Source organism: Aquabacterium sp. (assembly GCF_021768455.1).
GTDB lineage: Bacteria > Pseudomonadota > Gammaproteobacteria > Burkholderiales > Burkholderiaceae_C > Aquabacterium.
The window spans coordinates 15,929-28,536 of record NZ_JAIZVX010000005.1; the positions used below are offsets into that span (position 1 = coordinate 15,929).

The 12,608-nt window shown below is 68.4% G+C and carries 11 protein-coding genes; 3 read left to right on the forward strand and 8 right to left on the reverse strand.

Going from position 1 to position 12,608, the window contains the following annotated elements:
• Positions 1-3 precede the first annotated feature (3 nt).
• The 7 genes from QZ994_RS01325 to QZ994_RS01355 form a co-directional block, all read right to left on the reverse strand.
• Positions 4-1,839 (reverse strand): PAS domain S-box protein, encoded by a 1,836-nt coding sequence (locus QZ994_RS01325; RefSeq protein WP_290867223.1) that lies wholly within the window; start codon positions 1,837-1,839, stop codon positions 4-6.
• A 3-nt stretch (positions 1,840-1,842) separates the two neighbouring features.
• Entirely contained in the window at positions 1,843-2,301 is a 459-nt protein-coding gene (locus QZ994_RS01330; protein ID WP_290867225.1) for a GAF domain-containing protein, read from the reverse strand.
• 166 nt (positions 2,302-2,467) lie between these two features.
• Positions 2,468-3,439 (reverse strand): AEC family transporter, encoded by a 972-nt coding sequence (locus QZ994_RS01335; RefSeq protein WP_290867226.1) that lies wholly within the window; start codon positions 3,437-3,439, stop codon positions 2,468-2,470.
• A 33-nt stretch (positions 3,440-3,472) separates the two neighbouring features.
• Positions 3,473-4,132 carry a sulfite oxidase heme-binding subunit YedZ gene (locus tag QZ994_RS01340; protein WP_290867228.1) on the reverse strand — a complete coding sequence of 220 codons (660 nt, stop codon included), beginning with the start codon at positions 4,130-4,132 and terminating at the stop codon, positions 3,473-3,475.
• A gap of 15 nt (positions 4,133-4,147) precedes the next feature.
• The gene (msrP, locus tag QZ994_RS01345) at positions 4,148-5,134 is read right to left on the reverse strand and encodes a protein-methionine-sulfoxide reductase catalytic subunit MsrP (RefSeq protein WP_290867282.1); all 987 of its coding nucleotides are present in this window, start codon (positions 5,132-5,134) and stop codon (positions 4,148-4,150) included.
• A 147-nt stretch (positions 5,135-5,281) separates the two neighbouring features.
• Complete coding sequence (gene pstS / locus QZ994_RS01350; protein WP_290867230.1) at positions 5,282-6,382, reverse strand: phosphate ABC transporter substrate-binding protein PstS; 1,101 nt, start codon at positions 6,380-6,382, stop codon at positions 5,282-5,284.
• Between the two features lie 56 nt (positions 6,383-6,438).
• Positions 6,439-9,075 carry a DNA topoisomerase III gene (locus tag QZ994_RS01355; RefSeq protein WP_290867232.1) on the reverse strand — a complete coding sequence of 879 codons (2,637 nt, stop codon included), beginning with the start codon at positions 9,073-9,075 and terminating at the stop codon, positions 6,439-6,441.
• Between the two features lie 138 nt (positions 9,076-9,213).
• Between QZ994_RS01355 and QZ994_RS01360 the strand changes: the two genes are divergently transcribed.
• The 3 genes from QZ994_RS01360 (at position 9,214) to QZ994_RS01370 (ending at position 11,477) form a co-directional block, all read left to right on the forward strand.
• Positions 9,214-9,735 (forward strand): SET domain-containing protein, encoded by a 522-nt coding sequence (locus tag QZ994_RS01360; RefSeq protein WP_290867234.1) that lies wholly within the window; start codon positions 9,214-9,216, stop codon positions 9,733-9,735.
• A gap of 34 nt (positions 9,736-9,769) precedes the next feature.
• Positions 9,770-10,684: a biotin--[acetyl-CoA-carboxylase] ligase gene (locus QZ994_RS01365; protein WP_290867236.1), complete on the forward strand. Its 915-nt coding sequence runs from the start codon at positions 9,770-9,772 to the stop codon at positions 10,682-10,684.
• 70 nt (positions 10,685-10,754) lie between these two features.
• On the forward strand, positions 10,755-11,477 hold the full coding sequence (locus tag QZ994_RS01370) for an SPOR domain-containing protein (protein WP_290867237.1): 723 nt from the start codon (positions 10,755-10,757) through the stop codon (positions 11,475-11,477).
• 70 nt (positions 11,478-11,547) lie between these two features.
• Here QZ994_RS01370 and gap read toward each other — a convergent pair whose 3' ends face one another.
• Positions 11,548-12,549 (reverse strand): type I glyceraldehyde-3-phosphate dehydrogenase, encoded by a 1,002-nt coding sequence (gap, locus tag QZ994_RS01375; protein ID WP_290867239.1) that lies wholly within the window; start codon positions 12,547-12,549, stop codon positions 11,548-11,550.
• Positions 12,550-12,608: the final 59 nt, after the last annotated feature.

Genomic DNA, 12,608 nt, shown 5'->3' on the forward strand with positions numbered 1-12,608 from the left:
GGTTCACTTTCCCTGGCCAGCGGCGGCGTGGGCCTCTGGCTCGAATGACAATTCAAAGGTGGTGCCCTCGGCCTGCTGCAGCCGCAGGGTGGCCCCCATCTGCTGGGCCAGCACGGGGATGAGCTGAAAGCCCAGCGAATCGCTCTCGCCCAGCACCACCGTGGGCGGCAGGCCCACCCCCTGGTCGGACACGGTGATCAGGGCCCGCTCTCGCCCCACCAGGGTGAGGCTGACCTGGACCACACCCTGGCGTGGCGCCGGGTAGGCGTGCTTGAGCGCATTGGTCACCAGCTCGTTGACCAGCAGGCCACAGGGCACGGCGCGCTGCAGGCCCAGGGCCACGGCGTCGGCATCGGGGCTCAGGGCCAGCACCAACTCGACGCGGGCCGAGGCGGCACTGTCGCGCAGCAGGGCCACCAGCTTGCGCAGGTACACGGCCATGGGCACGCGGGAGAGGTCACCCTGCTCGTAGAGCAGCTGGTGGATCAGGGCCATGACCTTGACCCGGTGCTGGCTTTCGGTGAGCGCTTCGCGGGCGGCCTCTCCGGCCGAGCGCAGCTGCAGGTTGAGCAGGCTGGAGATGACCTGCAGGTTGTTCTTCACCCGGTGGTGCACCTCCTGCAGCAGGGCCGTCTTCTCGGCCAGGGCCTGGGCCAGGGCGGCGTGGTCGGCCTTGCGCTGGGTGATGTCGACCACGGTGGCGAGCACCCGCAGTTCGCCTTCGGCCTGCATGGCATTGATGCCGACCTCGACCGGAAACTGGCTGCCGTCCAGGCGCTGGCCGAAGAGGTCGCGGCGCAGGCCCATCTCGCGGTGCCGAGCGGCATCGATGAACCCATCGCGCAAGGCCACGTGACCGTGGCGCACCGCCGCAGGCAGCAGCACCTCGATGCGCTGCCCCAGCAGGTCTTCGCGCTGCCAGCCGAACATTTGCTCCAGCGCCCGGTTGACCATGACGATGCGCCCTTCGGGGTCGACCATCACCAGGCCATCGGGCACGTTCTCCACCACGCCGCGGAACAGGGCCTCGCTCTGGCGAGCGGCCTGGGCCTGGCGCAGGCGCTCGCTGATGTCGGTGGCCGACGGGATGAGGTGGGTGACCACCCCGCGCTCGTCGCGCATGGGCGAGAGCGTGAAGTCGATGGTCATGCGCGTGTCGCCGGCCATGCGCACGGTCACGTCGCTGCGCACGGACTGCCCGGCGGCGGCCTGGGCCACGGCGTCTTTCAACCATTGCTGCACGGCCGGATCGTGGTTCCACCAGGGGGTGTCCCAGAAGGCATGGCCTCGCACGTCTTCGATGGTCAGGCCGCCGGCTTCCAGCGGGGCGCGGTTGGCCTCGATCAGGGTGCCGTCGGGCAGCAGCACGCCCACGAAGGTGAAAAGGGTGTCGAGCACCCGGCGCACCAGGGTCTCGCTGTCGCGCGGGCTGCGGACGCCATGGGCCGATTCGGTCACGTCTTCGGCCACGATGACCACGCCACTGGTCGGGCCGCCCGGTTGCTCGCGCAGCGGGTGGTAGCTGCACTGCCAATGGCGCAAGCGGGGCGGCTGTTCGTTGTTCCAGCCGGTCAGGCGCACGGCCTCGACCGCCAGGCCCGTCTGCAGCACGCCCTGCACGATGGGCAGCACCACCTCGGTCAGGCTGCCACTGACCTCGGCCAGCGGGCGCCCCAGGTGCTCGGCCACGCTCAGCCCGTTGCTGGCCGCCACCTGTTCGCTGACGTGGGTGATGCGCAGGCCGGCGTCCACCACCACCAGACCCGAGGGCAAGGTGGCCATGAGGCTGGCCAGGAAGGGCCCCTCTGGCGAGGCGCCGTCAGCGGGCCGCGTGGGCATCGTTCAACTGCCGTGGCCGATGAGACGCCGGGCCTGCAGCAGCTCGCAGGCCAGCATGGCCAGGTCTTTCAGGGCCGCGCGCTGCTCGGGATCGAGCAGGCAGGGCTCGTGGTCCACCACGCAGATCGTGCCCACAGGCTGGCCATCGACCCGCAAGGGGGCCCCGGCGTAAAAACGCACATACGGTGGCCCCTGCACCAGCGGATTGCCCGCAAAACGCGGATCGCGGTGGGCGTCGGGCACCTCGAAAACGTCGTCGGAGGCGATGGCCCGGGCGCAGAAGGAGTAGTCGTTGCTGGACTCGCCCAGGGACATGCCCACGGCCGACTTGAACCAGGTCCGACCCGTGTCGACCAGGCCGATCAGGCCGATGGGGCGGCCCGTGAGCGTGGTCGCCAGGCGGGTGAGCGCGTCAAAGACGGCCTCGGGCGGGGTGTCGAGCACGGCCAGCGAACGCAGCACTGCGAGCCGGTCCTCGTCTCGCACCAAAGGTGGAGCGCAGTGAACGAGCTGGGCGTCGGGGTCAAGCGATAGAGGGAGGGCGCTCATGGGGCGGTGAAGCCAAAACCCTGATCATAAAAAGGACTCGGCCGATCAACCAGCACCCGCCTGGGATCAGGGGCATTGCTCAATGCGCAAGAACCGGCCGCACGCCCAGTGTGGCCGACCACAGCAGCAAGGACCCCAGCGAGCCCACCGTGGTCCACAGGATGATGCGGGCCACCAGACCGGTGTCGGCGCCCTCGCGTTCGGCCAGCATGAGCACGTTGCCGGCGGAGGGCAGGGCCGCGGCCAGACACAAGGCCAGCAGGCCCGGCCAGGGCAGCACCCAGCCGGCGGCCTTCAGGCCGGTCGCCACGCCCCAGACCAGCGCCGGGTGCACCGCCAGCTTCAGCAAGGTGGGCCACCAAAGCGGGGCCTGGGCGCCCTGCCCGCCTCCCTGCGTGGCGCTGCGGGCCGACGCCTGCATGCCCGTGCGCGCCAGCACCGCCCCCAGGGTGAACAAGGCTGCAGGCGTGGCCGCCTGGGCCAGCAGGCGCAGCACCTCGTCGAGCGCGTGGGGCAGGTGCAGGCCGGTGAACGAGGCGACCAGGCCCAGGGCGAGGGCCCACAGCATGGGGTTGCGCGCCGCGCCCTGCAGGGCGTGCTGCACACCATGGGCATTGGCCAGGGCCAGGCACAGGGAACTCAGGCCCAGCACGTCGACCAGCATGGTGGCCACCACCGGCCCGGCCGCCTGGTTGCCCAGCAGGCCCGTGAGCAGCGGCAAGCCCAGGAAACCCGAGTTCGGGAAAACCGTGACCAGGGCGACCAGGCCGATGTCGCGCTGGGCCAGCCCCCGGGCACGCGCCCAGAGACAGGCCAGCCCGACCACCACCAGACCGGCCAGGCCGTAGGCCAGCAACAGGCCGCTCAAGCCCGGCTGGGCCAGTGCGCCCGAGGCCGCCAGGCGAAAGACCAAAGGCGGCAGCGCAAAGTACAGCACGAAGGTGTTGATGGCGCCGATGCCCGCCAGCGGCAGCAAGCCGCCACGCGTCGCGCTCCAACCCAGCAGCACCAGGGTGAAGAAGGGCAGGAAAAGCAGCAGGAGGTCGACCATGGCGCCCATTGTCGCAGCGCCCTGCCTGGTGGCTCAGCGCACCCGCAACATGGCCAGCACTCCGCCCTTGCGCATCACGCGCCAGCCCAGCAGCATGGCCAGGATCACGGCGTAGACCGCCACCTCGCCCAGGTCGTTCTTGGCCGACTTCTTCCAGTAGAAGTGCAGCAGCCCCAGCAGCGCCACGCCATAGACCAGCTTGTGCAGCATCTGCCAGCGGCGCCCCCCCAGGGCACGGATCGCGCGGTTGAAGGAGGTCAGTGCCAGCGGCGTCATCAGCAACAGGGCCAGCATGCCGACCAGGATGAAGTTGCGCTTGAACACATCGCGCACGATGTCGTCCAGCAGCAGGCCTTTGTCCAGCCAGGCATAGGCCAGGAAGTGCAGCAGGGCGTAGACAAAGGTGGTCACGCCCAGGGCGCGGCGCAGGCGCAGCAGGGCATGCAGCGATGCCAGGTCACGCAGGGGCGAAATGGCCAGCGTCAGCCACAGCCAACGCAAGGCCCACTCGCCCGACTCACGGATGAGCGTCTCCGCCGGGTTGGCACCCAGCTGCCCCATAAGGGCCCCCACGAACAGCGCCACGGCCGGCAGGGCACACAGCAGCCACAGCAGGGGCTTGATCCAGGGCTGGAGCAGGAAGCGGTTCAGCGCCCCCAAAACAGGGCGGGCGGTGTTCGCGGTTGGGTTCATCGGCCAGGGGTCTCGTCAGTAGAGCTTTTTCAGGTCCATGCCGGCGTAGAGCTGGCCCACCTGGGCCTCGTAGCCGTTGAACATCAGCGTGGGTTTGCGTGGTGCGAAAAGGCCACCCCCATCGCCGATGCGGCGCTCGGTGGCCTGGCTCCAGCGCGGGTGGTCGACCTTGGGGTTCACGTTCGAGTAAAAGCCGTATTCCGACTCGTTGGCCTTGACCCAGGAGGGCCGGGGGGGCTTCTCCACCAGGCGAATCCTGACGATGGACTTCGCGCTCTTGAAGCCGTACTTCCAGGGCACGACCAGGCGCAGCGGCGCACCGTTCTGGTTGGGCAGCACCTCGCCATACAGGCCAAAGGCCATCAGGGTCAGCGGGTGCATGGCCTCGTCGATGCGCAGACCTTCCACGTAGGGCCAGTCCAGCACGGCGCCCCGCACACCGCGCATCTGCTGCGGGTCGGCCAGGCTGACGAACTCGACAAACCTGGCGCGGCTGGTGGGCTCGGCCCGGGCGATGAGGGTCGAGAGCGAATAGCCCACCCAGGGGATCACCATCGACCAGCCCTCCACACAGCGCAGTCGGTAGATGCGCTCTTCCATGGCGCCCAGCTTGAGCAGGTCGTCCAGGCCCAGCTTGAGCGGCTTGCCCACCTCGCCCTCGATGCTCAGCGACCAGGGACGGGGCTTGAGCGTGTGGGCGTACGCCGCCGGATCGGCCTTGTCGGTGCCGAACTCGTAGAAGTTGTTATAGCTGGTGACGTCTTCGTAGGGCGTGAGCTTGTCCGGCACGTAGGCCCCGGCCACCGCACTGCGCCCACCCGGCAGCGCCGCCAGCTTGCCTGGGCGCTTCACGGCCGCCGGCGCGCCCTGGGCCATCGCCCCCAGCGGCAAGGCCTGGGCCAGGGCGCCCACCGCCAGCCCGCCCATGGCCTCTTTCAGCCAGGCGCGGCGGCCTTCGTAGAGGGCACGGGGGGTGATGTCGCTGGGCGTGGCGTGCACCATGCCGCTGGCAGGGTGCAGGGCATGGCGCGAGGTGCGGATCAGGGACATGGGGGCGACTCCGGTGGGGGCCTCGGGCCCACTGCGGGCCCGCTGGCCAGGTTCAGTCGGTCAGGGCCGCCGAACCTTACACCCATGTACGCAGGGCCATCAGGGCTGGATGTACTTGGGCACGTCGCCAAGGGGGCCATGGATCTGCGTGAGCCGCCCACTGAGCTTGGCCTGCACGCGCTGCGGCAAGGGCGCAAAGCCTGTGCCCTTGAGCAGTTCGTCACCGTGCATGAAGCACCAGTAGACGAAATGGGCCGTCCAGTCGGCCTGGGTCTGGTCCTTCGGGCGGGCGTCCAGCAGCAGGTAGCTGGTCATGGTCAGGGGCCAGGCGTCGGGGCGGGGACGCTGGAGCAGCGTGGCCGTGTCCTCGCCCTGGCGGTAGACGTCGGAATCCAGGATGGCCGCACGGAAGCCCTCTTCCGAGGCGCTCAGGTCGCGCCCAGCGGCACCACGCAGGCGCACCGCGGCCAACTGGTCCGACACCACCCGGTCGTAAGCCACGTAGGCGATGCCACCTGGCGCCGCCTTGAGGGCGGCCAGCATGCCGTCCATGCCCTTGCCCGACAGCACCTGGCCGGGCCAGTTCGGCGCCGGGGAGGCCGGCACGCGTGCGGCGAACTCGGCAGAGGCCATCCCCAGGTAGCGCGTCAGCGCCTCGGACGTGCCCGAAGCATCGGCCCGCACCACGCGCCGGATGGGCAGGTGCGGCAGGTTCAGGCCCGGGTTCAGGCGCGCGATCGGCGCCTCGTCCCAGTGGACCAGCTTGCCCAGCATGATGTCGGCCAGCACCTCGCCCGTCAGCAGCAGCTTGTGGGCGCCCACGCCCTGCAGGTTGACCACCGGCACCAAGCCGCCCACCAGCATGGGCACCTGCACCAACCCCTTGTCGGCCAGGGCCTGGGGGCCCAGCGGGCTGTCGGTGCCGGCGAACTGCGCCGTGCGGGCCGCCGCCTGCTTCACGCCATCGCCCGATCCGGTGGGCGCGTAGGCGATGCGCACCTGCGGGTAGGTCTGCTGGAAGCGGCTCACCCAGCGGGCGTAGACCTTGGCCGGGAAGGTCGCCCCCGCACCCTGGATCGACACCGTGGCCACGCCCTGGGCTGCATTCACCCAGCCCGCGCACAACAAGCCCATGCCACCGAGCACCACCTGGCGCCGCCACATCGCTGCGCAGGGCTTGCGCATCCACCACCCGTTCATCCGTACCACCTGAACACAGAGCCTAGAGAGAAAGGGCAGCAATCTACCCCAGACGATCAGGCTGCCGTCTTCTTCGCGGCCTTCTTGGCGGGGGCACGCGGGGCGCGGGGCTCGAACTCGAAACCCACCTTGCCCGCCTTGGCGTCCCAACTCAGGAAGGCCTTGAACTTGCGGCGCGTCTTGTTGGAGACGAAGTTCTCCAGCAGATCGGTCTTGCCCGTCTCCAGCAGCTTGGTGACCTGCTCAGGGGTGACGGGCTGCTGCAGGATGATCTTGCCGCTCTTGAAGTCGCAGGTGGCCGGGCCCACGGCGTGCTCGCACACGTAGTTGGCGCCGTGTTCGAACACCCCGCTGCCGCACTTGGGGCACTTGCCCAGGCTGGTCTGGCCGCTGAAGTCGACGGCCTCGCCGGCTTCCTCGTCCTTCTTGGCGTCTTCACCGAAATCGAACTCCATCTTCCAGTTGTTCGACTCCGCGTCCATCACCAGCTTGAGCTCGGCCGTGAAGGGCCAGCCCGCCTTGGAGCGGAAGCCTTCCAGCGGGCCAATCTTGTGCTCGCGCATCAGCTGCTCCACCTCGGGCAACTCGAAGCTGCGGCCGGCCGGGATCTTGGTCATGCTGAAGCCACAGCCGCTCTGGCCCTCGGCGTCACCGCCGTGCTTGCCCGTGCAGGTGAAGCGGCGGTAGTTCTCCTTGACCACACCGCCACAGTTCGGGCAGGGCGCGCTCAAGGTGGCGTAATCACCCGGGATGGTGTCGCGGTCGTATTCCTTGGCCTTTTGCACCACGCGCTGCGTCATGGCGGCGATTTCGGCCATGAAGGCCTCACGGCTCAAGAGGCCCTTTTCCATCTGCGAGAGCTGGAACTCCCAGTTGCCGGTCAGCTCCGGCTTGGTGAGGTCTTCCACCCCCAGGCCGCGCAGCAGCGTCATCAGCTGGAAGGCCTTGGCCGTCGGGATCAGCTCACGGCCTTCGCGGTAGATGTACTTCTCGAGGATCAGGCCTTCGATCACCTGCGCCCGCGTGGCTGGCGTGCCCAGGCCCTTCTCCTGCATCGCAGCCTTCAGCTCTTCGTCGTCGATCAGCTTGCCCGCGCCTTCCATGGCGCTGAGCAGCGTCGCTTCCGAATAGCGGGCGGGCGGCTTGGTCTTGAGCGCGCTCACGGCCACGTCCTCGTTGCGCACGGCCTCGCCCGGCTGCACCGCGACCAGGGTGGTGTCGTCGCCCTCTTCGGCCGCTTCCTTGCCGTACACAGCCTGCCAGCCTGGCTTGACCAGCACCTTGCCGTTGGTCTGGAAGTGGTGGGTCTGCCCCGCCGCCGGCACCTTGGTGATGCGGGTGGTGACCATGAACTCGGCCGAGGGGTAGAACACCGCGATGAACCGCTTGACCACCATGTCGTAGAGCTTGGCCTCGATCTCGGTCAGGCTCTTGGGGGCCTGCAGCGTCGGGATGATGGCAAAGTGGTCCGAGACCTTGGCGTTGTCGAACACCCGCTTGTTGGGCTTGATGTAGCCATCGTTGACGGCCTTGCGGGCGTGCTTGCTCAGCTCGCGCAGCGGGCCCGGCATGTCCTCGTCGGCGATCATCTCCATGGTCTGCTTGACCACGGCCACGTAATCCTCCGGCAGTGCGCGCGAATCGGTACGCGGGTACGTCAGAACCTTGTGCTTCTCGTAGAGGGCCTGGGCCAGGCCCAGCGTGGTCTTGGCACTGAAGCCGAAACGCGAGTTCGCCTCGCGCTGCAGCGTGGTCAGGTCGTAGAGCAGCGGGCTCGCCTGGCTGGAGGGCTTGGCCTCTTCCGTCACCGTCGCGGGCTGGCCCTTCACGGCCTCGGCAATCGCCTTGGCCTCGGCCTCGCTCCAGACGCGGTCGGCCTTCAGCTCGGCTTCCTGCGAGCCATCGATCGCGTTCTTCGCCTTCTTGAAATCGGGGTCGAACCACTTGCCGTCGTACTGGCCGGCCTGCGCATCGAAGGTGCCGCGGATCTCCCAGTAATCGCGGAAGACGTGCTTGCGGATCTTCTCTTCGCGCTCCACCACGATGGAGAGCGTGGGCGTCTGCACCCGGCCCACCGTGGTCAGGAAGAAGCCACCATCGCGGCTGTTGAAGGCCGTCATGGCGCGCGTGCCATTGATGCCCACCAGCCAGTCGGCCTCGGAGCGGCAGCGCGCGGCACTCGCCAGGGGCTGCATCTGTTCGTCGGAGCGCAGCTGTGCGAAGCCGTCGCGGATGGCCTGCGGCGTCATCGACTGCAGCCACAGCCGGCTCACGCTCTTGCCCAGGCCCTTGGCGCGGGTGGTGGCCGTGCTGTCCTGCGCGTACTGCGCGATCAGGCGGAAGATCAGCTCCCCTTCGCGCCCCGCGTCACAGGCGTTGATCAGCGAGGTGACGTCCTTGCGCTTGATCAGCTTGACCAGGGCATTGAGGCGCCCCTTGCTCTTGTCGATCGGGTTCAGATCGAAATGCGGCGGGATGACCGGCAGGTTGGCGAAGCTCCACTTGCCGCGCTTGACGTCGAACTCGTCGGGCGCCTTGATCTCCACCAGGTGACCGACCGCCGAGCTCACCACATAGTGTTCGCTCTCGAAGTACTCATCGTGTTTCTCGAACTTGCCATCGACCGGCGTGAGGGCACGCACGATGTCTTGGGCAACCGAAGGCTTTTCTGCAATGACCAGGGCTTTGCTCATGGGCGTGTTTATATATTCAGACGGCCTCTTCTGAAGAGGCGTCAAAGCATTCTTACAATCGGGCCTCGCGCGCACGCATGCACACGTGTGCACACGCAGGCGCGCACGCCCACCAATTCAATGTAACCAAAACGGCCGATGACGCAAGCTGCCTCCAAACCCCAGCCCGCCGCCCGCACCGCGGCCGCCAGCAGCAAGACGCCCACCAGTGGCCGCTACACCCAGGTGCGCGACTCGGGCATTCACGGCAAGGGCGTCTACGCCGTGCGGCCCATCTCGGCCGGCCAGCGGGTGCTGGAATACAAGGGCGAGATCATCACCTGGGAAGAAGCGCTCGAGCGCCACCCCCACGACCCGGACCAGCCCAACCACACCTTCTACTTCCACCTCGACGACGGCCACGTCATCGACGGCAAGTACCAGGGCAACAGCGCCAAGTGGATCAACCACGCCTGCGAGCCCAACCTCGAGGCCGAACAGGTGGGCAACCGCGTCTTCCTGCATGCGCTGCGCGACATCGAACCCGGCGAAGAACTCTTCTTCGACTACGGCCTGGTCATCGACGCCCGCATGACGGCCAAGCTCAAGAAGGAATACGCCTGCTGGTGTGGCACGCCCAGCTGCCGCGGCACCATGCTGGCCCCCAAGCGCCGCCGCTGAGCACGGCTGCCGCCGCCTGCACCACCCACCGCCCATGCCCCTCGCTCTCGCGGAGCCCATCCCGCCGGCCCTGGCCGCCCTGCAAGGCGCCGCCGAGGCCATCTGGCTCGCCAGCCACACCGACTGGCCCACGCTGACGCTCGACGTGCTGCCCGAAATCGGCTCCACCAACACCGAGCTGATGCAACGCGGCCGCCAGGGCGACACCGCCCCCACGCTGGTCACCGCCTTGCGTCAGACCGCCGGGCGCGGTCGCCTGGGCCGCGTCTGGACGGCCGAGCCCGGGGCCACCCTCACCTTCTCGCTGGGCCTGCCCCTGAGGCTGGAGGCCGTGCCCGGAGGCGGCGGCGCGCTGTCGCTGGCGGTGGGCCTGGCCGTCGCAGAGGCGCTCGATCAGGGCCTGAGCCAGTGGCTGGTCACCGAAGGCGGCGCATCGGCCGGCACCGCCCTGCCCGCCCTGGGCCTCAAGTGGCCCAACGACCTCTGGCTGGGCGAACGCAAGCTCGGCGGCATCCTCATCGAAGCCACGGCCGCCCCCGGGCTGGACGCCGGCCAGCGCTGGGTGGTGATCGGCATCGGCCTGAACGTGCGCGCCGCGCCGGAAGGCGCCGCCTGCCTGGCCGACGCCCTGCGGCCTCTGGGCCTGTCCTGCCCCGACATCGGCACCGTCTGGGCCTGGATCGCCCCCACCCTGCTGCAAGCCATCGCGGCCTTCGAAACCCAGGGCTTCGCGCCGCGGCAAGCCGCTTTCGCCGCCCGCGACGTGCTGGCCGGCCGCCCCGTGGCCCTGTGGACCACCCCTGGCCTGGGCCCGGCCGACGGCGCCCCGCCCAACGAACAGGGCCTGGCCATCGGGGTCGACGCCCAGGGCACCTTGCAGGTGCAGACCGATGTCGGCCTGCGGTGCTGGTCCACCGGCGAGGTCAGCGTGCGGCCCCAAGCCAGCTGAGTGGCCCTGGCCACCCGCGCTTCTCGCGTACGATCCCGCCATCGCCGCCCTTCTGCCCGCCACCTGCCCCATGCTGCGCTCCCTGGTGCTCATCCTCCTGCTGGTCAACGCCGGTTTCTTCGCCTGGAGCCAGGGTTGGCTCAACCGCGTCGTCGGCGTGCAACCTGGCTCGCAGCACGAGCCCCAGCGCCTGTCTCAGCAAGTGGCCCCGGACAAACTGGCCCTGGTGAACGCACCCCGCCCCCAGGCCGACCGCGCCGCCAGCGAAGCCACCGACCCCGCGTCAGCCACGGCTGCGGCCTCGTCGGCCAGCGCCGCCATCGCATCCCGCGAGAACACCCTGTGCCTGGAAGCCGGCCCCTTCAACGCCGCCGAACTGCCCCTGGCCGAAGGCATGGTCCGCCCCCTGGTGCCTGCGGGCGGCTGGCAGGCCGACACCGTGGCCGTGCAGGGCCTGTGGATGGTCTACATGGGCCCTTATGCCGACGCCGAGATGCTCGCGCGCAAACAGGCCGAACTCAAGCGCCTCAAAGGCCTGAACTTCGAAGAGGTCAAGACCCCGACCGCCTACGCCCTGGGCTTCTCGCTGGGGCGCCACAGCACCCAGGCCGAGGCCGAATCCGCCCTGGCCACCTTCCGCCTGCGCGGCATCCGCACCGCGCGCGTGGTGACGCTGCGCGCCCCCATGGAACTGCAGGTGCTGCGCGTGCCCCAGGCCAACGAACGCGTCCAGGTGGCCCTGGCCGGGGCCAAGCTGCCCCAGGGCAAGGCCTTCACCGCCTGCCGCAACTGAGCAGCAACCGAGCCGCAAGCGCCCATGAAAAAAGGCCCCGAAGGGCCTTTTCAATGGTCGAACAGCCAGATCACTTGGCGATCACGCGGGCCATTTCCAGGCACTTGTTCGAATAGCCCCACTCGTTGTCGTACCAGGACACGACCTTCACGAAGGTCTTGTCCAGGGCGATGCCGGCTTCGGCATCGAACACCGAAGTGCACGACTCACCACGGAAGTCGGTGGCCACCACCTTGTCTTCGGTGTAGCCGAGCACGCCCTTCATGGCGCCTTCGGAGGCAGCCTTCATGGCCTTGCAGATGTCTTCGTACGACGCTTCCGTGTTCAGTTCGACCGTCAGGTCCACCACCGACACGTCAGAGGTCGGCACGCGGAAGGCCATGCCGGTCAGCTTCTTGTTCAGCTCGGGGATCACCACGCCCACGGCCTTGGCAGCGCCAGTGCTCGAGGGGATGATGTTCTCGAGGATGCCACGGCCGCCGCGCCAGTCCTTGTTCGACGGGCCGTCCACGGTCTTCTGCGTGGCGGTGGCAGCGTGCACGGTGGTCATCAGACCGCGCTTGATGCCGAAGGTGTCGTTCAGCACCTTGGCCACGGGGGCCAGGCAGTTGGTGGTGCACGAAGCGTTCGAGATGATGGCCTGGCCGGCGTAGGTGCCGTGGTTCACGCCGTACACGAACATCGGGGTGTCGTCCTTCGACGGGGCCGACAGGATCACCTTCTTGGCGCCAGCCTTCAGGTGGGCTTCGGCGGTCTCCTTGGTCAGGAACAGGCCGGTCGATTCGATCACCACATCGGCGCCGACTTCGTCCCACTTCAGCTCGGCCGGGTTCTTCACCGCGGTCAGGCGGATCTTCTTGCCGTTGACGATCAGGTTCGTGCCTTCGACGGCGACTTCACCCTTGAAGCGGCCATGCACGCTGTCGTACTTCAGCATGTAAGCCAGGTAATCGGGCTCCAGCAGGTCGTTGATGCCGACGATTTCGACGTCGTTGGAGAAGTTTTGCACCGCAGCGCGGAACACCATGCGGCCGATGCGGCCAAAACCGTTGATACCAATCTTGATCGTCATGATCGTCTTGCCTCAATCTCAGTAGTTGAAAAACGGGGAACAGGCGTGCCCACGGGGCC